The 25,939-nt window shown below is 60.8% G+C and carries 25 protein-coding genes and 3 tRNA genes; 19 read left to right on the top strand and 9 right to left on the bottom strand.

Annotated features, from left to right (window positions below; translation table 11 throughout):
* Positions 1-49 precede the first annotated feature (49 nt).
* Complete coding sequence (locus R2E40_RS05255; RefSeq protein ID WP_318164931.1) at positions 50-1,528, top strand: carboxypeptidase M32; 1,479 nt, start codon at positions 50-52, stop codon at positions 1,526-1,528.
* A gap of 69 nt (positions 1,529-1,597) precedes the next feature.
* Here R2E40_RS05255 and R2E40_RS05250 read toward each other — a convergent pair whose 3' ends face one another.
* Positions 1,598-1,999 (bottom strand): VOC family protein, encoded by a 402-nt coding sequence (locus R2E40_RS05250; protein ID WP_017787743.1) that lies wholly within the window; start codon positions 1,997-1,999, stop codon positions 1,598-1,600.
* A gap of 209 nt (positions 2,000-2,208) precedes the next feature.
* Between R2E40_RS05250 and R2E40_RS05245 the strand changes: the two genes are divergently transcribed.
* Complete coding sequence (locus tag R2E40_RS05245) at positions 2,209-3,771, top strand: AlkA N-terminal domain-containing protein (RefSeq protein WP_318164930.1); 1,563 nt, start codon at positions 2,209-2,211, stop codon at positions 3,769-3,771.
* The gene (locus R2E40_RS05240) at positions 3,768-4,244 is read left to right on the top strand and encodes a methylated-DNA--[protein]-cysteine S-methyltransferase (RefSeq protein WP_318164929.1); all 477 of its coding nucleotides are present in this window, start codon (positions 3,768-3,770) and stop codon (positions 4,242-4,244) included. The genes R2E40_RS05245 and R2E40_RS05240 overlap by 4 nt, the downstream gene beginning before the upstream one ends.
* A gap of 114 nt (positions 4,245-4,358) precedes the next feature.
* On the opposite strand, the gene R2E40_RS05235 is transcribed toward R2E40_RS05240, so the two are convergent.
* Entirely contained in the window at positions 4,359-4,634 is a 276-nt protein-coding gene (locus R2E40_RS05235; RefSeq protein ID WP_318164928.1) for a hypothetical protein, read from the bottom strand.
* Between R2E40_RS05235 and R2E40_RS05230 the strand changes: the two genes are divergently transcribed.
* Positions 4,633-5,007 carry a cupin domain-containing protein gene (locus tag R2E40_RS05230; RefSeq protein ID WP_318164927.1) on the top strand — a complete coding sequence of 125 codons (375 nt, stop codon included), beginning with the start codon at positions 4,633-4,635 and terminating at the stop codon, positions 5,005-5,007. The genes R2E40_RS05235 and R2E40_RS05230 overlap by 2 nt on opposite strands.
* Before the next feature lie 230 nt (positions 5,008-5,237).
* Here R2E40_RS05230 and R2E40_RS05225 read toward each other — a convergent pair whose 3' ends face one another.
* From R2E40_RS05225 to R2E40_RS05205, 5 genes are all read right to left on the bottom strand, one after another.
* On the bottom strand, positions 5,238-5,483 hold the full coding sequence (locus R2E40_RS05225) for a DUF1272 domain-containing protein (protein ID WP_201886722.1): 246 nt from the start codon (positions 5,481-5,483) through the stop codon (positions 5,238-5,240).
* Between the two features lie 38 nt (positions 5,484-5,521).
* Entirely contained in the window at positions 5,522-5,962 is a 441-nt protein-coding gene (locus tag R2E40_RS05220) for an ASCH domain-containing protein (RefSeq protein ID WP_318164926.1), read from the bottom strand.
* 227 nt (positions 5,963-6,189) lie between these two features.
* Positions 6,190-8,049 (bottom strand): U32 family peptidase, encoded by a 1,860-nt coding sequence (locus tag R2E40_RS05215; RefSeq protein ID WP_318164925.1) that lies wholly within the window; start codon positions 8,047-8,049, stop codon positions 6,190-6,192.
* A gap of 201 nt (positions 8,050-8,250) precedes the next feature.
* A complete protein-coding gene (locus R2E40_RS05210; protein ID WP_318164924.1) occupies positions 8,251-8,859 on the bottom strand; it encodes a LysE family translocator in 609 nt (202 codons plus the stop codon).
* Positions 8,860-8,987: 128 nt separating this feature from the next.
* Positions 8,988-9,929, bottom strand: coding sequence for a LysR family transcriptional regulator (locus tag R2E40_RS05205; protein ID WP_318164923.1), 942 nt, complete (start codon positions 9,927-9,929; stop codon positions 8,988-8,990).
* A 202-nt stretch (positions 9,930-10,131) separates the two neighbouring features.
* On the opposite strand from R2E40_RS05205, the gene R2E40_RS05200 reads away from it, so the two are divergent.
* The 11 genes from R2E40_RS05200 to R2E40_RS05150 all read left to right on the top strand — a co-directional run bounded on the left by R2E40_RS05200 (position 10,132) and on the right by R2E40_RS05150 (position 22,877).
* Complete coding sequence (locus tag R2E40_RS05200; protein ID WP_318164922.1) at positions 10,132-11,220, top strand: ketoacyl-ACP synthase III; 1,089 nt, start codon at positions 10,132-10,134, stop codon at positions 11,218-11,220.
* A gap of 303 nt (positions 11,221-11,523) precedes the next feature.
* On the top strand, positions 11,524-12,738 hold the full coding sequence (locus R2E40_RS05195) for a methyl-accepting chemotaxis protein (protein WP_318164921.1): 1,215 nt from the start codon (positions 11,524-11,526) through the stop codon (positions 12,736-12,738).
* A gap of 9 nt (positions 12,739-12,747) precedes the next feature.
* Complete coding sequence (locus R2E40_RS05190) at positions 12,748-13,116, top strand: response regulator (RefSeq protein WP_011704967.1); 369 nt, start codon at positions 12,748-12,750, stop codon at positions 13,114-13,116.
* 14 nt (positions 13,117-13,130) lie between these two features.
* On the top strand, positions 13,131-13,457 hold the full coding sequence (locus R2E40_RS05185) for an STAS domain-containing protein (protein ID WP_318164920.1): 327 nt from the start codon (positions 13,131-13,133) through the stop codon (positions 13,455-13,457).
* 26 nt (positions 13,458-13,483) lie between these two features.
* A complete protein-coding gene (locus R2E40_RS05180; RefSeq protein ID WP_318164919.1) occupies positions 13,484-15,697 on the top strand; it encodes a chemotaxis protein CheA in 2,214 nt (737 codons plus the stop codon).
* Positions 15,698-15,712: 15 nt separating this feature from the next.
* Positions 15,713-17,635, top strand: a complete 1,923-nt coding sequence (locus R2E40_RS05175; protein WP_318164918.1) for a methyl-accepting chemotaxis protein — start codon at positions 15,713-15,715, stop codon at positions 17,633-17,635.
* 12 nt (positions 17,636-17,647) lie between these two features.
* Entirely contained in the window at positions 17,648-18,220 is a 573-nt protein-coding gene (locus R2E40_RS05170; protein WP_016349735.1) for a chemotaxis protein CheW, read from the top strand.
* Positions 18,221-18,295: 75 nt separating this feature from the next.
* Complete coding sequence (locus tag R2E40_RS05165; RefSeq protein WP_318164917.1) at positions 18,296-20,464, top strand: methyl-accepting chemotaxis protein; 2,169 nt, start codon at positions 18,296-18,298, stop codon at positions 20,462-20,464.
* Between the two features lie 56 nt (positions 20,465-20,520).
* Positions 20,521-21,324, top strand: coding sequence for a CheR family methyltransferase (locus R2E40_RS05160; protein WP_118881781.1), 804 nt, complete (start codon positions 20,521-20,523; stop codon positions 21,322-21,324).
* A gap of 10 nt (positions 21,325-21,334) precedes the next feature.
* Complete coding sequence (gene cheD / locus R2E40_RS05155) at positions 21,335-21,805, top strand: chemoreceptor glutamine deamidase CheD (protein ID WP_318164916.1); 471 nt, start codon at positions 21,335-21,337, stop codon at positions 21,803-21,805.
* Between the two features lie 10 nt (positions 21,806-21,815).
* On the top strand, positions 21,816-22,877 hold the full coding sequence (locus R2E40_RS05150; RefSeq protein ID WP_318164915.1) for a chemotaxis response regulator protein-glutamate methylesterase: 1,062 nt from the start codon (positions 21,816-21,818) through the stop codon (positions 22,875-22,877).
* A 53-nt stretch (positions 22,878-22,930) separates the two neighbouring features.
* Here R2E40_RS05150 and R2E40_RS05145 read toward each other — a convergent pair whose 3' ends face one another.
* The gene (locus R2E40_RS05145) at positions 22,931-24,163 is read right to left on the bottom strand and encodes a cysteine desulfurase-like protein (protein WP_318164914.1); all 1,233 of its coding nucleotides are present in this window, start codon (positions 24,161-24,163) and stop codon (positions 22,931-22,933) included.
* A gap of 335 nt (positions 24,164-24,498) precedes the next feature.
* Here R2E40_RS05145 and R2E40_RS05140 point away from each other — a divergent pair.
* The 4 genes from R2E40_RS05140 to R2E40_RS05125 all read left to right on the top strand — a co-directional run bounded on the left by R2E40_RS05140 (position 24,499) and on the right by R2E40_RS05125 (position 25,225).
* Positions 24,499-24,583 (top strand) — tRNA-Tyr (locus R2E40_RS05140).
* Between the two features lie 31 nt (positions 24,584-24,614).
* Positions 24,615-24,699 (top strand) — tRNA-Tyr (locus R2E40_RS05135).
* A 31-nt stretch (positions 24,700-24,730) separates the two neighbouring features.
* Positions 24,731-24,815, top strand: a tRNA-Tyr gene (locus R2E40_RS05130).
* A 134-nt stretch (positions 24,816-24,949) separates the two neighbouring features.
* The gene (locus tag R2E40_RS05125) at positions 24,950-25,225 is read left to right on the top strand and encodes a hypothetical protein (RefSeq protein ID WP_318164913.1); all 276 of its coding nucleotides are present in this window, start codon (positions 24,950-24,952) and stop codon (positions 25,223-25,225) included.
* Between the two features lie 263 nt (positions 25,226-25,488).
* Here R2E40_RS05125 and R2E40_RS05120 read toward each other — a convergent pair whose 3' ends face one another.
* Positions 25,489-25,896: a hypothetical protein gene (locus R2E40_RS05120; protein WP_318164912.1), complete on the bottom strand. Its 408-nt coding sequence runs from the start codon at positions 25,894-25,896 to the stop codon at positions 25,489-25,491.
* Between the last annotated feature and the right edge of the window lie 43 nt (positions 25,897-25,939).

The raw sequence follows: 25,939 nt of genomic DNA, 5'->3' as shown, positions 1-25,939 counted from the left end.
TGCCAGGTACGGGGTGCACGCCATCAGGGACGATAACAAGGACAATCCCATGTCATATCAGAAACTTGAACAACATCAGCAACAGCTGCACCGGCTCTCCCACCTCTCTGCCATCTGTGGCTGGGATCAGGCCGCCATGATGCCGGAGGGGGGCAACGAAGCCCGTGCCGAGGCCATGGCCGAACTGGGGCTGCTGATCCACCACAAGCGCACCGCCCCCGAGCTGGGCGACTGGATCGCCAAGGCCGAGAGCGAGCCTCTGGACGAGCTCCAGCGTGCCAACCTGCGCGAAATCAAGCGCCACTGGCAGGATGCCAGCCTGCTGCCCGGGGATCTCGTGGAGGCGCTGTCGCTCGCCGGCAGCAAGTGCGAGCACGCCTGGCGCCGCCAGCGCAAGGAGAACGACTGGGCGGGCTTTGCCCCCAACCTCGCAGAAGTAGTAAAACTGTCGCGGGAGGTCGCCTCCTTGCGTGCCGACGCGCTGGGGGTGCGCCCCTACGACGCCATGCTGGCGCTCTATGAGCCGGGCATGACCAGCGCCCGGCTCGACGAGATCTTCGGCGATCTGACCGGCTGGCTGCCAAACCTGATCCAGACCGTGAGCGAGCAGCAAAAGCGCGAATCGGTGCAGATCCCGCAAGGCCCCTTCCCCATCGCCGCCCAGCAGGCGCTCGGCCAGCAGGTGATGGGGCTGCTCGGCTTCGATTTTGCCCACGGCCGGCTCGATGTGAGCAGCCACCCGTTCTGCGGCGGGGTGCCGACCGACGTGCGCATCACCACCCGCTACAACGAGCAGGAGTTTGTCTCCAGCCTGATGGGCATCGTCCACGAAACCGGTCACGCCCGTTACGAGCAGGGCTTGCCGCGCCAGTTGCTGGGCCAGCCGGTGGCCGAGGCGCGCTCCATGGGCATTCACGAGAGCCAGAGCCTGTTCTGCGAGATGCAGCTCGGCCATGATCCTGCCTTCCTCACACTGCTGGCGCCGCACATTCGCGCCCACTTCGGCGAACAGGCGGCGTTGGCGCCGGCGAACCTGGTCAAGCTCTACAACCGGGTCGAGCCCGGCTTTATCCGGGTCGATGCGGACGAGGTGACCTATCCAGCCCACGTCATCCTGCGCTACGAGCTGGAGCGCGACCTTATCGAGGGGCGCATCGAGGTGGCAGACATCCCCGCGCTGTGGGACGCCAAGATGCAGCAGTGGCTGGGGCTCTCCACCCAGGGCAACTACCAGAATGGCTGCATGCAGGACATTCACTGGACCGACGGCTCGTTCGGCTACTTCCCGAGCTACACGCTCGGCGCCATGTACGCGGCGCAGCTGCGCTTCGCGCTCGAGCGAGAGCTCGGCAACATGGGCGAGCTGATCGCGGCGGGCCGCCTGCCGGAGATCTTCGCCTGGCTGGGCCGCTACATCTGGTCCCAGGGCAGCCACTATGGCACCGATGAGCTGGTCAGCCGCGCCACCGGCGAGGCGCTGAATCCGCACTGGCTGCGCCGCCATCTGGAGCAGCGCTATCTGAAGTAGGGCCAGCGCGCCTGCCAGCAGATAACAAACGGGGCCTCGCGGCCCCGTTTTTCATGGCAACGCGGCGTGTCAGCGCCCGTCCGGCACGCCGGTGAACTCGCGCAGCTGCAGGATGTTACCCTCGGGGTCGAACGCATTGCGCACCACGAAACCGGGGCCAGACCACTGCTGCGGCAGCAAGCCGCCACCGAGATCGGCCGCCTTCGCTTCCGCCCAGGCGAGACTCGGCACGGTAAAGAACAGCTTGATGGCACCCTGCTCACGGAGCTGCGGCGGCGTGGTGATGACCACCTGCTCGGCATAGGGGGCGGGGATCGCGTGCAACAACAGCTGGATGTCGGCGTTTTCCTGCACGATCAGCTCGTCACTCTGGCTGCGGATCTCCATCTGCAGCAGGGTGCGATAAAAGTGGCTCAGCAGGCCGGGATCCCTGGCATAGATCAGGGCGCCGGCACGTGCGGGTCCTGGCATGGCTCTCTCCTCCTTGGATGTTGTCACCCCAGATTCGCACACTTGCCACGCCAAACCGATCTGTTTTTCACGCCCTGCGATCGCGGGCTCGGCCTCGGTTTTATTTCAATTGCTGTCCGTTTCTGGCTAGTCATCGCCTTCGTTCCTGCTTAGTCTCTCACTCATCCGGGCCGCCGCGCCCACCCCGTTTTCGGCGCAAGGAGCCACCGATGCCAACAGATCACGCCATGACGATGCCGCCGGCCACAGAGGATGAACCAGACCTGCAGCTCAGCGCCGAGCAGTGCCATGCCGCCCGCCTTGCCCGCGATGCGCGCTTCGACGGCCGCTTCTTTACCGGCGTGCTCTCCACCGGCATCTACTGCCGGCCTGTCTGTCCGGCGCGGCCGCCACACGAGCACAACGTGCGCTACTTCCAAAGCGCCGCCGCAGCCGAGCAGCACGGCCTGCGCCCCTGCCTGCGCTGCCGGCCGGAGCTCGCGCCCGCCGCTCCCGGCGATCTGCCGCCGACGCTGGCGCGCCTGCTGGCCCGGATCGATCGCGGCGAGCTGGCAGAAGGCTCGCTCACCACCCTGGCGGAACAGGCCGGCATCAGTGAGCGCACGCTGCGCCGCCAGTTCGAGCAGCACCTCGGCGCCTCACCGAAACAGGTGGAGCAGACGCGCCGGCTGCTGCTCGCCAAGCGGCTGCTGACCGAAACCCGGCTGCCCATCACCGACATCGCGTTTGCGGCGGGCTTTGCCAGCATTCGCCGCTTCAACGATGCCTGGCAGCAGGCATACGGGCTGGCACCGCGGGCCCTGCGCCGTCAGAGCGAGTCAACCGGCGACGACGCCGCCCTGACGCAAGCTGAACCACAGACCGAGGCGGGGGCAATGCTCACGCTGCAACTGCCCTACCGCCCCCCGTACGACGTGGCGGCCATGCTGGCGTTCTACCGGCTGCGCGCCATTCCGGGGCTGGAGCGGGTAGATGGCGAGGTCTATGAACGCTGGCACCGGGTCGGCGATCAGCTCGCGCGGGTGCGCATCAGCCAGGGCAAGGGGCACAGCCTGCTGCTCAGCGTCCATGATCTGCCGCCCGCCGCGCTGCCGGATCTGCTGTATCGGGTGCGCCGGATGTGGGATCTCGATGCCGACATGCAGCGCATCGGTGCGCGGCTCGGGCAGTATCCGCTGCTGGCGCGCCTGCAGGCGCGCTGGCCGGGGGTTCGGCTGCCCGCCGGCTGGGATGAGTACGAGGTGATGCTGCGCGCCATCGTCGGCCAGCAGGTGTCGGTCAAGGGGGCCATCACCATACTCGGGCGGCTGGTGGCGCGCACCGAGGCGCAATTCGGGGTGGCGCAGTTGCCCACCCCTGCCCAGCTGTGTGAGCTCAACCTGGACGGTATCGGCATGCCCGGTAGCCGGATCAGAACGCTGCAGGGGCTGGCGCAGGCGCTGGCCAGCGGCGAGTTGAGCCTGATCAGCGCCAGCGATGAACAGCTGCTGGCACTGCCCGGCATCGGCCCCTGGACGGTCGCCTACTGGCGGCTGCGCTGCGGGCTGGATCCGGATGCCTTTCCCGCCTCGGATCTGGTGCTACTGAAGGCGCTGGGGGGCGGCACCAAGTTGCCGGTGAAAGCGGTATTGGCCCACAGCGAAAGGTGGCGGCCCTGGCGCGGCTACGCGGCGAGCTGGCTGTGGCATGCCATGAGCGAGGAACCGGCACTGCTGACCAAGTCGGCACCAGGCGCAGCAAGCGACAACCAAGCAGAGGAGACAACCCCATGACCCGCTACGATATATTGCCCAGCCACTGCGGCGATCTGCTGGTGGCCATCGACGAACGCGGCCTGCTGCACGTGGACTTCATGGCGGGGCTGCGCGCACTGCCCGACATGCGCGACTGGCAACAGGACAAGGTGGTGCTGGCCCCTTTTCTCGCGCAATTTGAGGCCTATTTTGCCGGCCACCTGCAACGCTTCACCCTGCCGCTCGCACCAAGAGGCACGGCGTTTCAGCAAGCGGTCTGGCAGGCGCTGTGCGACATCCCCTACGGCGAGACCCGCAGCTACAGCGACATCGCCCGCGCCATCGGCAAGCCCAATGCAGTGCGGGCGGTGGGCGCCGCCAACGGCCGCAACCCGCTCTCGATCATCATCCCCTGCCATCGGGTGATAGGCCAGAACGGCAGCCTGACTGGCTATGCGGGGGGCTTGCCCATCAAGCAGGCGCTGCTGCGCCTCGAAGGGATCGCGGCCTGAGCCCTTAGCCCAGGGTTTCTGCCTCCACGGCAAGGGGCCGGCCGGCCCCTTGCCATTTGCCTTGATCAAGAAGGTCAGGATCTTATTCAGTACCAGACGTAGCCCAATGTCAGCTCATCTTTCCCGTCCGCCAACACATTGAAGAACAAGCATGTTTTTCCATAGAGCCAGCAGGGGCACTTGTTCAAATACAGAGAGCCCCTGACATGGGGTGAAAACTTGCCCGTAGTGACAGCAAACCAGGGCGCCGACGGAAGTTTGGGCGAATACTTCGAAGACCGGGATGACGCTGCGCGTTGGCGACTTGCTGACTATCTGGATCACGGCGTATTTCCTGGCGATCCGATCGCAGCCATCGGCTGCGATCCGTTTGAAATCAGGAGGAAACATGTCCACTCCAGTCACAGTCACTCAATTCCAAGTGAGATCCCACGGCGCCCCTGACGAGGTGCGTACTCCCGACAAGACCCGGGTCGAGGTCGTTAAACTCGATGGCTACACCATAGGGCGGTTCAACTTTGCCCCTGGCTGGCGCTGGTCTGACTGCATCAAACCTGTCGTCAAGACGGAGCAATGCCAGCTCTCGCACGTGGGTTACGCCGTCTCGGGGTCGCTCACTGTCCGCCTGGCGGACGGCACCCTCAAGACAATCAACGCCGGCGAGTCCTACACCATTCCGCCGGGGCACGATGCCTGGGTCGAGGGCGAGCAACCTTTCGTTGGCATCGAGGTGCTCAGCGCCGATCAATTCGCCAAGCCATAGGTATCGTTGGCCACTTCTCCAGATTGCAACAGAATCCACCGGTGGGCGCCCGCCCACCGGCACAGCAAGGTCAGCTTCATTAACCCAGCATCCCCAGAGGTTTGTACAGAGACATAATGGGCAGTCCAGCTGATTCCTCTTCCTATTGCCCTCCCCCAACCCCTTGTCCCTTGAGGACGGAAGAGCTCACGCATGCAGCAGCGGAGACTCAAACTGCCGCACCTATTTTTTTAAGAGCGACTCTTCAAAGCCGGATTGAAGACGCGCTTGATGGCGGCAGGATGGGTCGCCAGCTTGGCCGTGGAGCGGCGAGGACGCCTGACCAGTTCGCCACCGCAGTTGGGGCAGCACAGTTGCAGGTAGTGCTCGCTGCAATCGGCACAGAAGGTGCACTCGAAGGAGCAGATATAGGCAAGTCCTGTATCGGCAGGCAGATCCTTGTCACAGCATTCACAGTTGGGTCTGAGTTCAAGCATGGTGGTTGACCTAAGTTGCAGCAAAGAAGATGAAGGGCTCAGTCGGCAATAAAGATCCTGGTGCCCTGCTCGATGAAGGAGCTATGGGGCTCGGCATGGTCAGTCACCTGATAGCTCATGCCCGCAGTCAGACTCTGCGGGTCAATCTCATAAAGCTTGCGTCTGGCGGGCACTATGGGGCCATCCCCAATGGGGCGAACATTGGCAAGGTGCCATGCCCAGTAACCCGGTTCCCAGCCACTTGAGCAAGCCGCAGCGACCTCATCAGATCGCCATTCATGGACCTCCTCAATATCGACGATCGCAACGACTCTACCGTCGGGGTCGCATGGCATATCACGAGATAAAAACACTGTATTTTCAACAATCAGAAGATCGCGAACAGGGAGAGTGGGGGGACACCAGGAGCGAACCTCCAATGTTTTTTTACCTGATGCGATATTGGTTCCGTGCGGAGTCACGATCGAAAGTGCAAGCATCAATACATCCTTGTATTTTTACGCCTTGATGATCATCGATTCGAGGATGGCAATCTCTCTACCAGCCTCTTGATGCCATTAAGCTGTATTTCTCCCGATTAACACATTGAAATCAAGAAAGAACATCAGCAACCGCTCACGAAAGCATGCGTAAAACACCGCATCTCTGTTATTTCGTATGCCCCCCTCTCTTCAGCACGATCAAGAGTGGGAGGAGTCCATTGCTTTCAACGCTTCAAACTCCCCATCACATGCATTTCGCAGCGGTGGCAATCAAACCGCAGGCGGAAGGTGTCCTTGCCCATCTTGAGCTCCAGCGGCTCGGCCTTGAGGCCCGGCACCTCGTTCGGGCAGAGGTTCTGGCTGTAGCGGATACAGTGTTTGGTGATCATCAGCACCACTTCCCGCTCCTCCTTGTTCGCCTCATAAGCGGGCGCGATACGCTCCACCCCGTGCTCACGGAAGAACTGTTCGGCCGCGCTGTTCAGCACGTTGCCAAGGTAGGAGAGACGGTGCTGGGGATAGTGGATATCCCGCAGCGCGATGCGTCGCTCGGGGCGCTGGTAGCTGGCCACACGCGCCGCCTCCAACACGGCGATACCCTCCCGGCGCAAGCCGTTAAGCTGTGATGCGGCGATGAATAGCGGGTGAGTAAACGCCAACTCAACCTTGCGCGCCACAAACAGGGTATTGCCGAGTTTGCCGAGCTGGTCGCGCGCCTGTTGCAGCGCCCGTTCCGGATTGTCGGCCGGCTGTTTGTCGCAGGGGAGCGCGACGGCGGCGCTGATGCCCTGCTCATCGGTAAGCGTGAGGCGCAAGCCCTCATCGCACTCAGAGAGTTGCATATCGACCCGGATGAGGCGATCGGCGCTGGTCTTCTCCAGCACCTTGCTGAATGCCTGATCGTGGTTGCGGTAGATTTCGGTGCCTACCTTCAAGCCCGGCATGCGCTCTGAAAGGAGTAACTGCTTACCATCCACCTTGTTCAGACGCATCCCCACCAGCTCGTTGTTCGGCTTGAAGAAGCCAAGGCCATCGCCGTTGTTGAGACTCACGGGCTTGTCATCTATCTCGATGCCATCCTTGGTGACTCTGGTGACCCGGCCCAGCGGCTCGCCCACGTATTTCGGGCTCTTGGTGGAGTCGATCCCGGGCTGGCGGCCATGGAGGAAGTAATCGGTGCTGCCGCGGTTGAAGCTCTTTTTGGGATCAGGCGTGAAGCTGTAGCTGCAACGGCCGGCCGAGGAAGCCACCAGATCGCTGCGGCTATCCAGAATGGCGTCGAGCTTCTGCCGATACCAGGCGGTGACGTTCTTGACGTAATCAAGCCCCTTGAGACGCCCCTCTATCTTGAAGGAGCGGATCCCCGCCTCGATCAGCGCCTCCAGGTTGTCGGTCTGATCCATGTCCTTGAGGGAGAGCAGGTGGCTGTCAGCCACCAGCACCTCGCCATCCGGCTTTTGCAGCGAGCAGGGCAAACGGCAGAGCTGGGCACATTCGCCACGATTGGCGCTGCGGCCGGTCCGGGCATGGCTGATGTTGCACTGACCGCTGTAGGAGACGCAGAGCGCGCCGTGGATAAAAAACTCCAGCTGCACATTGGTCGCGGCGCTTATCTCGTGGATCTGCGCCAGCGACAGCTCGCGCGCCAACACCACCTGGGAGAAGCCCACATCCTGCAGAAACTTCACCTTCTCCGGGGTGCGGTTGTCGGTCTGGGTACTGGCGTGCAGAGCAATGGGGGGCAAGTCGAGCGCCAGCAACCCCATGTCCTGCACGATCAGCGCATCGGCCCCCGCTTCGTAGATCTGGTGAGTCAGCCGCCGGGCCTGCTCCAGTTCGTGATCGTGCAGCAGGGTGTTGAAGGCGACGAAGACCTGGGCACCGAAGCGATGGGCATGGCGCGCCAGCGCTTCGATATCCTCGAGGGAGTTGCCCGCCGCGCTGCGAGCGCCAAAAGCGGGGCCGCCCATGTAGACGGCATCGGCGCCATGATTGATGGCTTCGATGCCGTAGGCGAGGTTCTTGGCCGGAGCCAGCAGCTCCAACCGGTTGTTGTGGCTTAACGGGTGCTTGTTCTGGTGCATGGTCTCGGGATCAGGGCGGACAGCAAATGGGCGCCACTCTAGGGCATTGCCACCCTCCCCGCCTTGATCCCCCGCAAAATACAGGATTGGATCAGAGTACTACCTTCAGGGCCAGCCCCAGCAGCACCAGGCCGCTTACCTTGTCGATAACGAAGGACTTGGCCTTGAGCCAGGCCAGCAGCAGATCGTGCCGCGGGATGACTAGAGCACCACCTTCAGGGCCAGCCCCAGCAGCACCAGACCGCTTACCTTGTCGATGACGAAGGACTTGGCCTTGAGCCAGGCCAATACGGGGCCACGAGAGAGCACCTGCGCCACCAGCACGTACCAGACGGCGTCGATCCCGCCAGCGGTGAGCATCATGATGCCCCCCTCGCGCCAGCCGGTGTCGGCATGCACAAACTGGCTGAACAGGGCGATGAAGAAGACCGCGAGCTGGGGGTTGAGAAAGGCCACCATAAAGCCTTCAAAGGCGCCTTGCCGACCGCGCAGCTGGTGCACCTCTTCGCTCGCCTCCCCCTTGGCGGGCTTGGCCAGCAGCGCCTTGACCCCGAGCCAGGCGAGAAACGCGGCGCCGCCGTAGCGGATAACGTCAAACAGCAGCGGGGTCTGGGTGATCAGGATGGCCAGACCCAAAGCCGTGATCAGCGCATAGATGCCAACCCCGAAGCCGTGACCAAGCGCGGTGGCCACACCGTGCCCCTGCCCGCCCTGCACCGTGTTGCGGATGATCAGCGCCAGGCTCGGCCCCGGGCTGATGGCCCCCATCACGCAGATTGCGGCCAGTGCCAGCCAACTCGTCAGTTCCATGGTGTTCCTTGTCTCAAGCGGAAGATGAATGTCTGCGCTCAGGGTAAAGGGCTCTTGGTTATGCCAGAAGTGAAAGTTGGGAATAGAACCCATAGCCAACAGCTATAGGCCAACACAAGCGTCTGTTGCTAGCGGGGCGGGTTCAACACCTTGCGACTCGCCGCCACCGTGCGCTGCAGGTGCTCGCGCAGGAAGGGATAGGCCAGTTCGCGAAACCACTTGTGGGCCGGATCCTGATGGTGGCGCTGGTGCCACAACAGATGATACTGCTGGGTACGGCTGGTAAACGGCAGATCGCAAAAGTGCAGGGCGTGCTCGCAGGAGAGCTGCCAGGCGATGTGGGCCGGGGTGGTCAGCAGACAGTCGGTGCGCAGCAACACCTCCACCGCCGCCTGAAAGAAGGGCACCCGGGCAAACCAGCGCCGGGACAGCCCCTGCGGTGCCAGTACCTGTTCCACCGGGCTGTCCTTGTCGCCCCCACCGCTCACCTGCAGGTGAGGCCAGGCGAGGTAGTCATCCAGGCTGAGCGAGCGCCCTGCCAACGGATGATGGCTACCCATCAACACCACCAGCCAATCTTCCCCCTGATGCAGGCCGCGGATCTGATCCGGCACCAGTTCGGTGATGGTGGAAACCATGTCCAGCTCGGATTGCCACAGCTGCGGCAGCAGGCGCTTGTCCCACAGGCTGTACTCCAGCGCCGCCAGCGGCGCCTCCCTGGCCAGCGCCGCGCAGATATCCGGCAGGATGTGCTGGGCCACGTAATCGGAGGAGGCAAGCCGGAACACCCGCTCGCAGCGGCTCGGGTCAAAACCGGGGGCCTCGTAGAGCCGCTCCAGCGCACCGAGGGAGTCCGCCAACTGGGCAGCCAGCGCCTCGGCCCGTGGCGTCAGCAGCCAGCGCTGCCCCTCCCGCACCAGCAACTCGTCGCCAAACTCGCTGCGCAGCAGGCCGAGCTGCTTGCTGATGGAGGGCTGGCTCAGGTGCAGCAGCTCCGCCGCCCGGCTGATGTTGCGGGTCTCCAGCAGCACCTTGAGGGTGGGCAGCAGGTTGAGATTGGCTTTGTGCAAGGGGAGGTTCCATCCAGTGGCGAAAGCCCTATCTTAGGGCAGCCAAGCCCTGTGGTTTAAGCGAAATTTCCCGTCAGCCCCCGCAACCTGGCGTGACCCTGCTGCCAGATAACCATGACCACAAGATGACAGTGGTTGCCCCGTGCGGCATAATTGCGCGATTTTCCGCCCGCGGGCGATCCACTTGAGAAGCGGTAACAAGATGAAATACGCCAATATCACAGGCTGGGGCAAATGCCTGCCTCCCTCCGTGCTGACCAACGACGACCTCAGCACCATCATGGATACGTCGGATGAGTGGATCTACCCGCGCACCGGCATCAAGGCTCGCCGCATCTCCCACGTCAGCACCTCCGATCTGGCCACCCTGGCAGGGCGTCGTGCACTGGCCTGCGCCGGGCTGGAAGCCAGCGACCTCGACGGCATCATCCTGGCCACCGCCACGCCGGACAACCTGCTACCGAGCGCCGCCTCCGCGGTGCAGAAGAAGCTGGGCGCCACCAATGCCGCCGTGTTCGACCTCAATGCCGCCTGCACCGGTTTCGTCTACTCCCTCTCGATCGCCACCTCGCTGGTACAAACCGGCATGATGAAGAAGGTGCTGGTGATCGGCGCCGAGCGACTCACCTACCTGCTGGACTGGGCCCGTCGCGACACCGCAGTGCTGTTTGGCGACGGCGCCGGCGCCGTGGTGATCGAGGCGAGCGAGCAGGAGAGCGGCCTGATCGCCAACAAGCTGGGCTGTGACAGCGAGGCGCGCGAGATCCTGCACGTGCCGAACTTCGGTACCGACCGGGTGCGCTTTGCCGACATCGACGGCCTCTTTACCTTCAACTTTGAAGGCCAGGAGATCTTCAAGCGGGCCGTACGCGGCATGGGCGAAGCCACCAACACGGTACTGACACAGGCCGGCATCGCTCCGGAACAGATCGATCTGATCGTGCCGCACCAGGCCAACATCCGCATCATCGAGACCCTCGCCAAGCGCATGAACGCGCCGATGGAGAAGGTGATGGTCAACATCGAGCACTACGGCAATACCTCCGCCGCCACCGTGCCCATCGCCCTGTGCGAGGCACTGGAGCAGGGCCGCGTCCAGCCGAACAGCTATCTGCTGACCGCCGCCTTCGGTGCCGGCCTGACCTGGGGCGCCGCCATCATCAAGTGGGGCGATCGCGTGACACCCATCAAGGCGTGCGAGGCCGAGCTGCCGCCGTGCGACAAGAGCGCGCTGGAGCTTATCGCCCATGCCGTGGAAGGGTGCCAGAAGGCCCACGCCAACGACGCGTAAATCGACACATACAGCACCAAGAGCCTGCCAATGCAGGCTCTTTTCATTGCCTCGCCCAGCACTTCTCTCCTCCTCCCAGGTTCCGGCCCTCTCACCGCAGTGACTCCCGACGATGGCCCTGTGACAGTCGCCATATTCCAGTTTTCTCAGTAGCGCCCCCCGAATAGGACCAATTTGTAACCAGCCCATTTTTTTGCGCTAACCTTACTGAGCTATTGATAACTAGCAAGTTGGCGCTTGGGTCCCTACCTGAGGGGACGGCGGTTCACCTTCTTCCATCCATATGCAGGGGCAAGTTCGCGTATGACAGACAACACAAGGGCACACTCCTCCCCTTTCTGGGAGCCTGTCAGCTGGGCCTGCGGCCTTGGCCTGGGGCTGTTCAGCACCTTGTTGCTGATACTTGCGGGCAGCCCCTTGCCGTATGTGCTGGCCAACCTGGTGCTGGCCGTGGCTGCCGCCCTGTGGAGTGCCCGTCACTACCACGCCAAACCTGCCGGCCAGTCCGATCAACAAGAACAGACTCCGTCATGGTCCGCTGCCGGGCTCAACCACTCCATCATCGGGCTCGAGCAGGTGTGCGAAAAGGCCGTGCCTATCTGGTCGCAACAGATTGAAAACTCTCGCCAGCAAACCGAAGGGGCCATGATTGACCTCACCCAGCGCTTTGCCGGGCTGACCACCAAGCTGGAAGAGGCGGTCGCCGCATCCCACAACGCTGCCGGCGATCTGGGCGGCGAGAAATCCGCCGGCATGACCGCCGTGCTGGCCGAGAGTCAGGCCCAGCTCAACCAGGTCGTCGCCATCATGCACTCTACCCAGGCCAACCGTGACGCCATGCTGGCAGAGATAAAAACCCTCACCGCCTACACCATCGAACTCAATACCATGGCGCTCGACGTGGCCAAGATAGCCTCCCAGACCAACCTGCTGGCCCTCAATGCCGCCATCGAGGCGGCCAGGGCGGGTGAAGCGGGTCGTGGCTTCGCCGTGGTGGCGGACGAGGTGCGCACCCTGTCGCGCCTCTCCAGCGAAACCGCCCAGAAGATGACCGACAAGGTCGATACCATCAACACCGGCATCAGCCGGGCCTTCCAGATTGCCGAGAGTGCGGCAGGGCGGGATCAGGCCGCCGTCAGCGACGCCGAACACGCCATCGAACAGGTACTGGAGCGCTTTCGGATGGCCACCACCAGCCTGGCCGAGTCGGCAGCCCTGCTGCAGAGCGAGAGTACCGGGATCCACCGTGAGATTTCCGATGTCATCGTGTCGTTACAGTTCCAGGATAGAGTCAGTCAAATCCTTGGCCATGTTCGTCAGAATATGGACAGCCTCAACGATCACCTGATCTCGTCGCGCACCAGAACGCACCAGTCCGGCCCCATCCAGATCGATGCGGAAAGCTGGCTGGCAGACATGGAACTCTCATATGCCACCGATGAGCAGCGCAATATCCATCACGGTCGCAAAACCCCGACGGCAACCCCATCCAGCAACGCTGATGTCACTTTTTTCTAGGAGAGAGATATGGCCAAAACAGTCCTGATCGTGGATGACTCGGCAACCATACGCCAGGTCGTCGGCATGACACTCAAGGGCGCCGGTTATGAGGTGATGGAGGCCTGCGACGGCAAGGATGCCCTCAAGAAACTCGACGGCAAGAAGATCAACCTCATCATCAGTGACGTCAACATGCCGAACATGGACGGCATCAGCTTCGTCAAGGAGGCCAAGAAACTGGCCAGCTACAAGTTCACCCCGGTGATCATGCTGACCACCGAGTCCCAGGACAGCAAGAAGCAGGAAGGACAGGCTGCGGGAGCCAAGGCCTGGGTGGTCAAGCCGTTTCAGCCGGACCAGATGCTGGCTGCCGTCGCCAAGCTCATCATGCCCTGAGTCGGGAGGCGTTCATGCCGCTGCATATCGAAACAGGCGAAGAGAAGACAGTTGTGGCCATTGCGGGCGAGATGACCATCTATACCGCAGCCGAGCTCAAACAGGCGCTCACTCCCCTGCTCTATCGCCAGCAAGAGCTGGAGCTGGATCTCTCCCAGGTCAGCGAAATGGACAGTGCCGGTCTGCAACTGCTGCTGGCCGCCAAGAAGACGGCGCAGCAGGGCGGCTATCCACTGCATCTGGTGATGCACAGCCATGCGGTACTCGATGCCCTTGAGCTGTGCCAGCTGGCAACCTTCTTCGGCGATCCCACCCTCATCCCCCACCCCGATCACGCCTAGCCGGTTCCGCGGACAAGGAGTCATTCGTGAGCATCAATCTTGATCAGGCCCTGCAAACCTACATCGCCGAGGCGCGTGAGCTGCTCGAGGAGATGGAGTCCGCACTGCTGACACTGGAAAACGAGCCGGACAATAGCGAGCTCATCGGCGCCATCTTCCGGGCGGCCCACACCATCAAGGGCTCCGCCGGCCTGTTTGGCCTGCAACCCATCGTCAGCTTTACCCACATCGTCGAGGATCTGCTCGATCAGGTGCGCAACCAGCAGTTGGCGATCAGTGAAGCACTCATCAAGGATCTGCTGGAGAGCCGGGATCACATCGAACGCCTGGTCAGCCTGGTGGCCGAACAAGGGGAAGCGCTCGGTGCGGATGAACAGGCTCAGGATGAGCAGTTGAGAAGCAACCTGGCACACTATCAAACCACCAGCCAAGCCGGCCTGCCGGAACACAACCCACCGGTCGAGACCAGCCCGGTCAGCAAGGAGGAGGGTCATGTCAGTGCCACGTCTCTGTGGCACATCTCCCTGCGCTTTGGCCCGGATGTGCTGCGCAACGGCATGGATCCTACCTCTTTTCTGCGTTACCTCGGCACCATGGGGACCCTCTGCGCCATCGAGACCATTCACCATGCTCTGCCCGACTGGGAACATTTCGATCCGGAGAGCTGCTACTTGGGCTACGAACTCGATCTGGATACCCAGGCCGACAAAAATGCCCTGAGCGATGTGTTCGAATTTGTCCGCGATGACTGCCGTATCACCATCATTCCACCCCACAGCAAGCTGGCCGAGTACATCGACCTCATCAATGCCCTGCCGGAAGACAACGAGATGCTGGGGCAGCTGTTGGTCAAGACCGGCGCCCTGACGGCCAGCGAGCTGGTACTCGGGCTGCAAGCCCAGCATGAACAACCGCAGACCGACGCCGGCAAGCTGGGAGAGATCCTGATTGCCCAGGGTGCCGTCAGCGAGGTGGTGGTGGATGCCGCGCTCAAGAAGCAGAGCCAGAACAAGGAGAGCAAAAACAAGGAAGGACGCTATGTCCGGGTCCATGCCGACAAGCTGGATGACCTGATCAATCTGGTGGGCGAACTGGTGGTCGCCAGCTCGGGGGCCAACCTGCTGGCTCAGCGTTCCCGGGACAGCCAGCTGCAGGAGGCCAACTCCACCATTGCCATGCTGGTCGAAGAGATCCGGGATGGGGCACTGCGCCTGCGCATGGTGCCCATCGGCGATACCTTCAACCGCTTCCAGCGGGTAGTGCGGGATGTCAGCCATGAACTGGACAAAGACATCGCCCTGGTCATCACCGGCGGCGAGACCGAACTGGACAAATCGGTGGTGGAGAAGATCGGCGACCCCTTGATGCACCTGGTACGCAACGCCATGGACCACGGCATCGAATCAGCTGACAGAAGAGTGGCCGCCGGCAAGCCGGCAAGGGGCACCCTGACTCTCAACGCCTATCACGACTCCGGCAGCATCGTCATCGAAATTCAAGACGATGGCGCCGGCCTCAACAAGGCCAGGATCCTGCAAAAGGCGCAAGAACGCGGCCTGCTAACCACCAATGCCACTCTGACGGATCAGGAGATCTACCAGCTCATCTTCGAACCCGGCTTCTCCACGGCGGAGGCCATCACCAATCTCTCCGGCCGCGGGGTGGGCATGGATGTGGTCAAACGCAACATCCAGGCCCTGCGCGGCAGTGTCGAACTCGACAGCAAACCCGGCCTCGGCACCCGGGTCCAGATCCGGCTGCCGCTCACGCTGGCCATCATCGATGGTTTTCTGGTGCGCGTCAGTACGACCCACTACGTCATCCCCCTCGACATGGTGATCGAATGCGTGGAGCTGACCCAGAGCGCGCTGGCCGATACCCAGGGACGCAACTACATCAATCTGCGCGGGGAAGTGCTGCCTTTTGTCCGGCTGCAGCACTATTTCGACGTCGAGGGCACCAGAGGACGCCGGGAAAACATCGTGGTCGTCAGCCACGGCGGCAAGAAATCCGGCCTGGTGGTCGACGAGCTGCTGGGTGAATTCCAGACCGTCATCAAGCCGCTTGGCAAGCTGTTCCAGCGCCTGCAGGGGATCAGCGGCTCCACCATTCTGGGAGGCGGTGAAGTTGCCCTCATTCTGGATATCCCCTCTCTCATTCAACACGCCATCGAACAGGAGCTGGGCCAACTGAGCCAGTACGCCATTCCACGTCTGCAAATCCAACCTAGAGTCAATTAACGCCAGGAGCCTGTCATGTTCAAAAACTCCACCATCAAGCTGCGACTCACCATTCTACTCTGCCTGCTCTGCGCACTGCTGCTGGGAGTGGGTGCCTTGGGGCTCTACAACATGCAGAGCAGCAACTCTGGTCTGCAGCGGGTCTACAACGATCGGGTGGTGCCGCTCAAACAGCTCAAGACCATCTCAGACAATTATGCCGTCGCCATCATCGACAACGTCAACAAGGCCAATGCGGGCCTCATCAGCGCCGAAGAGGCGCAGCAGCAGATCAAGCATGCCCAGCAGCAGATCAAACTGGAGTGGCAGCATTACCAGGCCACCAAGCTGACCGAAGCCGAACAGAAGCTGTCAGCCGAGGCCAACAGCCTGTTCAGCGCAGCGGACCGGGATATAACCCGACTGGAAGCGTTTCTCTCGACCCAGCGCGGTGTCGTCACCGGCATGCTCAACGAATTTGACGGCAAGCTTTACAGCTCCATCGATCCCATAGGCGGCAAGATAACCGAGCTGGTCAGCCTGCAGCTCGACGTCGCCAAATCCGAGTACGAACAGGCGCAGGCCTGGTACGACGTCATGCTGCTCACCATGCTGGCGGTCGTTGCCGCAGGCATGGTGGCTGCCGCCTGGTTTGGCATCGTCCTCATCCGCAGCATCATCTCTCCCATCAACCAGGCACTGCAGGTAGCCAACCACCTGGCCGAAGGCAACCTCGACGTCACCATCGACATCGGAGCCCACGACGAAGCCGGGCAACTGCTACTGGCCATGCAGAACATGGTCAACAAGCTGACGGCACTCATCAACGACATCGAGACCCTGGTGACTGCCGCCGTCGAGCAGGGAAACTTCAGTTACAAGATCGAACTGGATGGACGCCAGGGCTACATCAAGCGGCTGTCCGAACTGCTCAACCGCCTATCCAACGTCACCGACACCAGTCTCAACGATGTGATGCGCATCGCCACCGCCCTGTCACGGGGCGATCTGACCCAGAAGATAGAGCAGCCCTATCCGGGGATTTTTGGCCAGACCAAGGATGGTCTCAACAGCACCATAGAGGCGCTGACCGCCATCATCGAGGAGGTGCGCAACGCAGCCGACAACCTGACCAATGCCTCCAACCAGGTCAGTACCACGGCCCAGTCCCTGAGCCAGGCCACCAGCGAGCAGGCTGCCAGCGTGGAAGAGACCAGCGCCTCCATCGAGCAGATGAGCGCCAGCATCAACCAGAACACCGACAATGCCAAGGTCACCGACAACATGGCGAGCAGCGCCGTGCTCGAAGCTACGGAAGGTGGCCGCTCGGTCCAACAGACGGTGGCCGCGATGCAGCAGATCGCCCGCAAGGTCAGCATCATCGATGACATCGCCTACCAGACCAATCTGCTGGCCCTCAACGCCGCCATCGAGGCGGCTCGGGCCGGTGAACACGGCAAGGGATTCGCGGTGGTGGCCGCCGAGGTCCGCAAACTGGCCGAACGCAGCCAGATAGCGGCGCAGGAGATAGGCGAGCTCTCATCCAGCAGCGTCGATACTGCCGAGAAGGCCGGCAGCCTGCTCGACAAGATAGTGCCCTCCATTCGCAAGACCTCCGATCTGGTGCAGGAGATCAATGCCGCCTCCGGTGAGCAGGCCAGCGCCGCCAACCAGATAAGCCTCGCCATGAGCCAGCTCAATCAGGTGACCCAGCAAAACGCCGCCAGCAGCGAGGAGCTGGCGGCCACGGCCGAAGAGATGAGCTCTCAGGCCAACGAACTGCAACAAACCATGGATTTTTTCTCGCTGGAGAACCTGAACAAACCAGCAAGGACTCACGAGAGCGGACATAAAGGATTGCCCCCCAGAGGCAAATTTGTCATGCCGACCCAGCACCCACTGCACGGCAATACGGCAACGCAACCTCAGGTTGACGAGGCCGATTTTGTCCGTTTTTAACCGGAGAGCCCCATGAGCATGTCTACCGAAGTGGCCGTCCAGCCCGGCACGCTGGCCCCTGATAACCAGGGCGATGCCCAGTACCTGACCTTTCTCATCAACGGCGAGATGTTTGCCATCAACATTCTCGGGGTCAAGGAGATCATCGAATACGGCAACATCACCCCCATCCCCATGATGCCAAGCTTCATCCGCGGCGTGATCAACCTCAGGGGAGCCGTGGTCTCGGTGGTGGATCTCAATGCCCGCTTTGGCAATGCCCCTTCCAGCATCACCCGCCGCAGTTGCATCGTCATTATCGAGGGAGTGCATCCGGACGACCCGGAACACGGCAATCAGGACATCGGCGTGGTGGTGGATTCCGTCTCCGAAGTGCTGACCATTCCCTGCAATGAGATAGAGCCACCACCGAGCTTTGGGGCTCGCATCCGGGCCGACTTTATCAGCGGCATGGGCAAGGTAAACGGTAAATTCGTCATCCTCATCAATACCGAGAAGGTGCTCTCCATCGACGAAATGGCACAGCTCAGCGAACTGACCCAGCAGCAGGAACGGTTGCTGGAACAGAAGCCACAGACACCGTGATTCAGGCGTAGCAAGCAACAAGAGTGTCGCTCACCACACCACACAGCAATGACATGTCGCACAAGGATAAGGCTCATGACTCAATCATTTTTTGGCAATCTGTTCGGCAACGGCAGCGCTCATGCCTTGCTTCAGGAACAACTGCTCCAGCTCATTGGTGCAACCCGATCGCTCCAGCAGGGGATCAAACAAGGCGACCAGTCAGCCCAGTTGGAGCTGGGTTCGCTCAGCGGCCCGCTGCGGGAACTCTGTCAGGAGTTCAATACCGTGCTGGCACTGCTGGGGGAGCGCCTTAGCAACACCCTCGCCACCATCAGTGCCAATCAGACCCTGTATGACGAGAACCTGCGAGTGCGCAAGGCGCTGGATGGGGCCTCGACCAATGTGATGATCGCCGATACCAATCTCGACATCGTCTATATGAATGAAGCCGTGCTCGCCATGCTGGGCCAGGCCGAATCGGACATTCGCAAGGATCTGCCCAATTTTGATGTCAGACAGCTGATGGGCAAGAACATTGATACCTTCCACAAAGACCCTTCCCATCAACGCAGCATGCTGGCCAAACTGAACAGCACCTATCGCGCCCAAATAACCGTCGGGGGGCGTATCTTCTCGCTGATCGCCAATCCGGTCTTCAACGATGGCGGCGAACGGCTTGGCTCCGTTGTCGAGTGGGCCGATCGGACCAAGGAGATCGCCATCGAGAACGAGATGAAGGCTGCCAGCGCTGCGGCCAAGATCGCTGCAGCAGAGAGCCTGCGCGTCAAGAAGGCGCTCGATGGCGCCCGCACCAACGTAATGATCGCCGACACCGATCTCAACATCATCTACATGAATGAATCCGTCAAAGAGATGCTGAGCCTGGCTGAAGCGGATATTCGCAAAGAACTCTACAACTTCAATTCAGCCACCCTGATGGGGGCCAACATCGACAGCTTCCACAAAAATCCGGGCCATCAGCGCAGCATGCTGGCCAAGCTGAACAATACCTATCACACCCAGATCCTGCTCGGCGGGCGCACCTTCTCGCTCATCGCCAACCCGGTGTTTAGCGACGATGGCGAACGGCTCGGCTCCGTGGTCGAGTGGTCGGATCGCACCAAGGAAGTCGCCATCGAGCGGGAGATGTCGGAAATCGTGCAGGCGGTGATCAACGGCGAACTGCACCGCCGCATGGACCTGACCGGCAAGAATGGCTTCTTCCAGACCCTGGGAGAGGGCATCAATCGCATCGCTGAGGTGATCGATACCAGCCTCAACGACGTGATCCGGGTGGTGCAATCCCTGGCCAGAGGCGACTTGACCCAACAGGTCGAGGCCGACTACCCCGGTGTATTTGGCACCACCAAGGACTCCCTCAACCAGACCATCGTCTCGCTGACCAATATCGTCACCGAAGTACGAGGCGCATCTGACAATCTCTCCAGCGCGGCCGAGCAGGTCAGCGCCACCGCCCAGTCCATCAGCCAGTCCAGCAGCGAGCAGGCTTCCAGCATGGAAGAGACCAGCGCCTCCATCGAGCAGATGAGCGCCAGCATCAACCAGAACACCGACAATGCCCAGGTCACCGATGGCATGGCCAGCAAGGCCGCCAAGGAGGCCGTGGAAGGCGGTGAGGCCGTCAAGCTCACGGTCGATGCCATGAAGCAGATCGCCAAGCGGATCGGCATCATCGACGACATCGCCTACCAGACCAATCTGCTGGCCCTCAATGCCGCCATCGAGGCCGCCCGGGCCGGGGATCACGGCAAGGGCTTCGCCGTGGTGGCCGCCGAAGTGCGCAAACTGGCGGAGCGCAGCCAGGTCGCGGCCCAGGAGATCGGCGAGCTGGCCTCTAGCAGTGTCGACATGGCGGAGAAGGCGGGCCGTCTGCTCGATCAGATGGTGCCCTCCATCAACAAGACCTCGGATCTGGTGCAGGAGATCAGCGCCGCCTCCGCCGAACAGTCCACCGGCGTCAGCCAGATCAACATCGCCATGAATCAGCTGAGCCAGGTCACTCAACAAAATGCCTCCTGCAGTGAGGAGCTGGCCGCCACCGCCGAGGAGATGAGCAGCCAGGCAGAGCAGCTACAACTGGCGATGGAGTTCTTCACGCTGGAACAGCACAAGCACGGCGCCAACCAGAAGGCACCGGCCCGCGGTGGCCCACGGGGGCGTTTCATGCACGAGGGCAACGGCCAGGAAGGTGTAGGCACCACGCCACGCCCTCACAATGACGCCGACTTTATCCGCTTCTAGCCTGATGCGGGTGGGCCAAGCTCACCCGCATCCCGCTCACCGCAGGGAGTTTGTGCGTGTATCAGACCCAGTTGCATGATGATGAATTTGCGCAGTTTCAACGCTGGATCCACCAGACGGCGGGTATCGACTTGTCACCGGCCAAGAAGGCCCTGGTCGCCAGCCGCCTGTCAAAGCGACTCTGCCACTACGAGCTGGAGAGCTACGGCGACTATTTCAGCCTGATCATGAATAACCGGGGGACAGAACTGCAGGTTGCACTCGATCTGCTCACCACCAACGAGACCTATTTTTTCCGCGAACCCAAGCACTTTGAATTTCTCGGCAACAAGGTATTGGCACAACTGCCCAAAGAACGGGCGGTGCGGATCTGGAGCGCGGCCAGCTCTTCCGGTGAAGAGCCCTACAGCCTGGCCATGACCCTGGCCGACAATCTGAACCATGGCAGTTGGGAGGTGATTGCCTCGGATATCTCGACCCGGGTGCTGGAGCAGGCCAGAGCGGGGCAATATCCCATCGAGCGGGCCCACAACATCCCGCTGCCATTTTTGATGAAGTACTGCCTGAAAGGGGTCGGTTTTCAGGAGGGCACCTTCATCATCGATCGCAAGCTGCGCGAGAAGGTGCAGTTTCATCACATCAATCTGAATCAGGAACTGCCCGACATCGGGCTGTTCGACGTCATCCTGATCCGCAACGTGATGATCTATTTCAACCGGGAGACCAAGGCGCAGGTACTGCAACGGTTGGTACCGCGCCTGCGCAAAGGGGGCTATCTCATCGTCAGCCATGCCGAGAGCCTGAACGGTCTGCCTCATGGCCTGCAACTGGTATCGCCTTCCATCTATCTGAAACCATAAGGGTTTCAATATGAGAGAAGTCTCGCTGCAACCCGGTGAATTCTATTTTGGGCAGGATGACACCATCATCCGCACCCATCTTGGTTCCTGTGTGGCCATTACCATGTGGCACCCGGAACAGAAGCGAGGCGGCATGTGCCACTACATGCTGCCCAGCCGCGGTCACAGCACCATTAGTCTGGACGGTCGCTATGCCGATGAGGCAATTCAGCTATTTATCAACGAGATAAGCAAATACCCCGCTCCCATCCACGAATACGAGGTCAAGCTGTTTGGCGGCGGCAACATGTTTATCGAACAACAGACGCTCAATACCATGAATGTGGCCATCAGGAACATCAAGGCCGCCTGGCAACTGACCCAGCACCTTGGCCTCACCATCAAGGCCCACCATCTTGGCCATGCGGGACACAGAAGCCTGATTTTTGAGCTGGCCAACGGCAATGTCTGGGTGCGTCATCACCGCTTGCCACATCGCTAAGGGGACGGGAATGAAACAGATCAAGGTCATGCTGGTGGATGATTCCGCCGTGGTCAGACAGGTATTGCAGGCCATTCTCGAGCAGGAGCCAGATATCAAGGTCATCGCCACCGCGTCTGATCCGCTGTTTGCGCTGGAGAAGCTGAAGAAGGAGTGGCCGGACGTGATCGTGCTGGACGTGGAGATGCCGCGCATGGATGGCATCACCTTCCTCACCAAGATCATGGCCGAGCACCCCACTCCCGTGGTCATCTGCTCTTCCCTGACCGAAAAGGGGGCGGAGACCACGCTGCAGGCCATGGCCGCCGGCGCCGTGGACATCATCACCAAGCCCACGGTCGGTCTGAAAAGCTTTCTGCAGGAATCGGCGCAGGAGCTGGCCATGGCGGTACGCGCCGCCGCCCAGGCCAATGTCAGGCGACAGGCCAAAGTGCCCGCCTCCAGTGTCACCCCCAAGCTAAATGCCGACGCCATCATGCCTGCGGCCAGCCAGCATGCCATGGCCCAGACCACCGAGCGGATCGTGGCGATCGGCACCTCCACCGGCGGCACCCAGGCGCTGGAAGCCGTGCTGACCACCCTGCCCCGGGTCTGCCCGGGCATCGTCATCGTGCAGCACATGCCGGAAAAATTCACCGCTTCGTTTGCCGAGCGGCTCAACAACCTGTGCCAGATAGAAGTGCGGGAGGCCAAGAGCAATGACAGGGTGATCCCCGGGCTGGCGCTGATCGCCCCCGGCGGCAAGCACATGCTGCTCAAACGCAGCGGCGCCTACTATCACGTCGACGTGATGGACGGCCCCCTCATCAACCGCCACCGCCCCTCGGTGGACGTGCTGTTTCGCTCGGTGGCCAAGTTTGCCGGCGGCAATGCCACCGGCATCATCATGACCGGGATGGGGGATGACGGCGCCCGCGGATTGCGGGAAATGCTGGAGGCGGGCGCCAACACTTTCGCCCAGGATGAGGCCTCCTGCGTGGTCTTCGGCATGCCCAAGGAGGCCATCAAGCTTGGCGCCGCCCGCCATGTCTTGCCGCTGCAGGATATCCATCACGCCATCGTGGGCCGCTAGCAGGCAGCAGAGAGATGAGACGACACAGCCCGGCATGACCGGGCTGTTTTATCTCAATGCGGCATATCGTCGAGCAGGGCAAACAGGCGGTCAATCTCGGCCGAGGTGTTGTAGTGCATGCAGCCTATGCGCAGTACCCCATCGCTCACACCCAGTTGCGCAACCAGTGCCAAGGCATAGAAGTGGCCAGCCCAGCTGCATACCTGATGCTGCCCCAAAAACTCGGCCATCTCGGCCGGGGTATGACGGTTTGACGTCAGGGCGAAGGTCGGGGTGCGCCCCTGGCTGCCGTAAATGCCGTACAGGGTGAACCAGGGCCGCTCGGCCAGCTTGGTCAGCAGATGCTCGCTGAGCTGCCGTTCGTGGGCCTGGCTGCGGGCAAACGCCAGATCGAGGCGCTCCTCCAGCTCATGCTCGGTGCCATCCAACCCGGACAAAGAGGCCAGGTATTCGACGGTGGCCTCCACCCCGGCCAGCGCTTCCCAGCTCTGGGTACCGGTCTCCCACTTGTAAGGCGCCACGTTCTTGGCCGGTTCAACCTTGTAGGGAGTGAAATGCGCCAGGTGGCGATGCTTGCCGTAGAGAATGCCGAGGTGCGGGCCGAAGAATTTGTAGGCGGAACACCCCAGAAAATCGCAATCCCAAGCCTGCACATCGATACGTTCGTGGGGCGCAAAGTGAACCGCATCCACATAGAGCAAAGCCCCTACCCCGTGTACCGCGTCGGCGATGCGAGGGATGTCGACCAGGGTGCCGGTAGTATTGGAGGCCGCCGTCACCGCCACCAGCCGGGTCTTGGGCCCTAGCAGGCTGAACAGATGCTCATAGTCCAACCCGCCGGTGGTCACATCCACTCTTGCCTGATGTACCACCACGCCGCGATCCGCCGCCGCTTGCTGCCAGCTGGAAACGTTGGAATAGTGATCGAGCGCGCTGACAATGATCTCGTCACCGGCCTGCCACTCCCGCGCCAGCGCTCGGCTGAGCGCAAAGGTCAGAGTGGTGAAGTTGGCGCCGAACACTATCTCTTCTGCCCGCTCGGCCCCCAGCAACGTGGCCACTGCCTGCCTGGCCCGCAGCGCCTGCTGCTCGGTCACCCTGGCCGAGAAAAAGGGGCCGCCCAGATTGGCGTTGAAGTGACCGAGGTAATCGGTCATGGCGGTGAGTACGGCATGTGGCACCTGAGCGCCGCCGGGGCCGTCGAAGAAGATGGGGGCTTTGCCCTCAACCAGCTGATTGAGAGCGGGAAACTGGCCGCGCAACACGGCGATATCGAGAGCCTGCATAGGGAGAGTCCACAATCCATGTTAACAGTTGAATAACATGGCGAGAGTAAAATGCGGCAGCAGTAATGTCCATCAAGGAAGCGGTCAGCCATCACACTTAGAAGAGAAGGTGATTTTTTCAGTACAAAACGCTACTCGGCACATCTTGTCTGGTGGCGCGTCACACCCGCGATGAATCCTGGATCCGGTCTGACAGCGACAGGGAAGTCGTTAATAAGCGTGAAAAATGAGCGACAAATATCAAAAAATGACCGAATAGCACTTTTTTATCGCCAGATAGGGCCACCAGGGGTTCACAAAGAGCGAAGATCTGATAGTATGCGCCTCGCACTTGGGGAGGGGTTCCCGAGCGGCCAAAGGGATCAGACTGTAAATCTGACGGCTCTGCCTTCGAAGGTTCGAATCCTTCTCCCTCCACCATTCAAGTGCAACAATCAGGAAAATACCCCGTGGAGGGGTTCCCGAGCGGCCAAAGGGATCAGACTGTAAATCTGACGGCTCTGCCTTCGAAGGTTCGAATCCTTCTCCCTCCACCATCTTCCTGAACACAATATGCAAGGCCCCTGTGGAGGGGTTCCCGAGCGGCCAAAGGGATCAGACTGTAAATCTGACGGCTCTGCCTTCGAAGGTTCGAATCCTTCTCCCTCCACCATCATTCAAGAAAACCCGGCCCAGTGCCGGGTTTTCGCTTTTCATGCCTCTATCCATTTGACACTGTCAGATCTGACAATTGCCTGTCGGCCCGCTTTTGGAAACAGTATTGCCATCGCATCAAGAGACATGACCATGTTCGAGATCTGGGATGAAAAGGGACAGGCAACCGGGCTGAATCTGCCGCAGCTGCAGCAACGACTGAGCTCCTATCGCGGCGAGGTGATGGTGCGATATATCAACCGCATCGGCCTGCCGACCACCCTGTTTCTGACCGTCGACCGGGGTCTTGCCTATCAGCGCTTCAAGGCCGATACCCCTCTGCTCGACTGGGCCTGGTTGGCACAGGCCGTGCAACCCGAGCCTTACCGGCAACCCAGGTTGTCGCCACTTGATACCATCTTCCGCTAATCATCCGCCCGCACCAGCATCAAGCCGTGCTGTCACATGACCAATCGCATTTTATATTATTTCATTGAATATCATTTATGTTTTAGTGTCATGAAAAAATTTGATATCGAGTTAACGTGAAAAATTATCCGTCAAAGGAAAGTGGGGATGTCAATCAGCGTTCTGATTTACGACTTTGAACACGACATCTATTTAAATCAGTCAACTTCACACACATTTCTTTTTTATCAGAAAAACAGTATATTCAAAACCAACCAACATATTTATATCAACACAGACTTTCTGTTGGCTTCATTGCCGTAAGCCACCATCCAGAAGACATCTGAAAATAAGCCTCCTATAAAAAGCAGAAACGTCTCCTGTACCTTATTGGCCGGCATAATCATGCGGGACAGGCTGACCAGGAGAGCTCGCACCCCTTTGCTCAACGCCAGCAACACCTGCAGCTTGCCGGCGTCATCATAGAAAATCTCGTGAATGGCAACCATCACCAACACCGTTGAATCCCCTGATAGTGAACCCGTTTCAAATAAGTGCTTGGCTATCCAGCCATATAGAGCACCGATACTGAACTCTGCCGATGCAGCAGCAAAAACAAGATGATATGTATCTTTCCCATTACCATTCAAGACTTTCATTAATATTGTCAGATATGAATAAATCATCAGCATAGTGAAATATTCAGACTATTTGGCAATCATCCAGAGGTATATT

The sequence above is a fragment of the Aeromonas sp. CD genome, from assembly GCF_033349375.1.
Classification (GTDB): Bacteria; Pseudomonadota; Gammaproteobacteria; order Enterobacterales; family Aeromonadaceae; genus Aeromonas; species Aeromonas hydrophila.
The sequence above is the reverse complement of the archived record's forward strand: the minus strand, read 5'-3'. Positions and strand labels throughout refer to the sequence as shown.

What these genes read in the sequence shown, in the direction of transcription:
- R2E40_RS05120 (WP_318164912.1), bottom strand. Translation starts at nt 25,896, where the DNA reads ATGCTGATGATTTATTCATATCTGACAATATTAATGAAAGTCTTGAAT.
- R2E40_RS05255 (WP_318164931.1), top strand. Translation starts at nt 50, where the DNA reads ATGTCATATCAGAAACTTGAACAACATCAGCAACAGCTGCACCGGCTC.
- R2E40_RS05215 (WP_318164925.1), bottom strand. Translation starts at nt 8,049, where the DNA reads ATGCACCAGAACAAGCACCCGTTAAGCCACAACAACCGGTTGGAGCTG.
- R2E40_RS05190 (WP_011704967.1), top strand. Translation starts at nt 12,748, where the DNA reads ATGGCCAAAACAGTCCTGATCGTGGATGACTCGGCAACCATACGCCAG.
- R2E40_RS05150 (WP_318164915.1), top strand. Translation starts at nt 21,816, where the DNA reads ATGAAACAGATCAAGGTCATGCTGGTGGATGATTCCGCCGTGGTCAGA.
- R2E40_RS05250 (WP_017787743.1), bottom strand. Translation starts at nt 1,999, where the DNA reads ATGCCAGGACCCGCACGTGCCGGCGCCCTGATCTATGCCAGGGATCCC.
- R2E40_RS05125 (WP_318164913.1), top strand. Translation starts at nt 24,950, where the DNA reads ATGTTCGAGATCTGGGATGAAAAGGGACAGGCAACCGGGCTGAATCTG.
- R2E40_RS05195 (WP_318164921.1), top strand. Translation starts at nt 11,524, where the DNA reads ATGACAGACAACACAAGGGCACACTCCTCCCCTTTCTGGGAGCCTGTC.
- R2E40_RS05210 (WP_318164924.1), bottom strand. Translation starts at nt 8,859, where the DNA reads ATGGAACTGACGAGTTGGCTGGCACTGGCCGCAATCTGCGTGATGGGG.
- R2E40_RS05225 (WP_201886722.1), bottom strand. Translation starts at nt 5,483, where the DNA reads ATGCTTGAACTCAGACCCAACTGTGAATGCTGTGACAAGGATCTGCCT.
- R2E40_RS05145 (WP_318164914.1), bottom strand. Translation starts at nt 24,163, where the DNA reads ATGCAGGCTCTCGATATCGCCGTGTTGCGCGGCCAGTTTCCCGCTCTC.
- R2E40_RS05165 (WP_318164917.1), top strand. Translation starts at nt 18,296, where the DNA reads ATGACTCAATCATTTTTTGGCAATCTGTTCGGCAACGGCAGCGCTCAT.
- R2E40_RS05175 (WP_318164918.1), top strand. Translation starts at nt 15,713, where the DNA reads ATGTTCAAAAACTCCACCATCAAGCTGCGACTCACCATTCTACTCTGC.
- cheD (WP_318164916.1), top strand. Translation starts at nt 21,335, where the DNA reads ATGAGAGAAGTCTCGCTGCAACCCGGTGAATTCTATTTTGGGCAGGAT.
- R2E40_RS05200 (WP_318164922.1), top strand. Translation starts at nt 10,132, where the DNA reads ATGAAATACGCCAATATCACAGGCTGGGGCAAATGCCTGCCTCCCTCC.
- R2E40_RS05220 (WP_318164926.1), bottom strand. Translation starts at nt 5,962, where the DNA reads ATGCTTGCACTTTCGATCGTGACTCCGCACGGAACCAATATCGCATCA.
- R2E40_RS05185 (WP_318164920.1), top strand. Translation starts at nt 13,131, where the DNA reads ATGCCGCTGCATATCGAAACAGGCGAAGAGAAGACAGTTGTGGCCATT.
- R2E40_RS05235 (WP_318164928.1), bottom strand. Translation starts at nt 4,634, where the DNA reads ATGTTTCCTCCTGATTTCAAACGGATCGCAGCCGATGGCTGCGATCGG.
- R2E40_RS05240 (WP_318164929.1), top strand. Translation starts at nt 3,768, where the DNA reads ATGACCCGCTACGATATATTGCCCAGCCACTGCGGCGATCTGCTGGTG.
- R2E40_RS05230 (WP_318164927.1), top strand. Translation starts at nt 4,633, where the DNA reads ATGTCCACTCCAGTCACAGTCACTCAATTCCAAGTGAGATCCCACGGC.
- R2E40_RS05170 (WP_016349735.1), top strand. Translation starts at nt 17,648, where the DNA reads ATGAGCATGTCTACCGAAGTGGCCGTCCAGCCCGGCACGCTGGCCCCT.
- R2E40_RS05245 (WP_318164930.1), top strand. Translation starts at nt 2,209, where the DNA reads ATGCCAACAGATCACGCCATGACGATGCCGCCGGCCACAGAGGATGAA.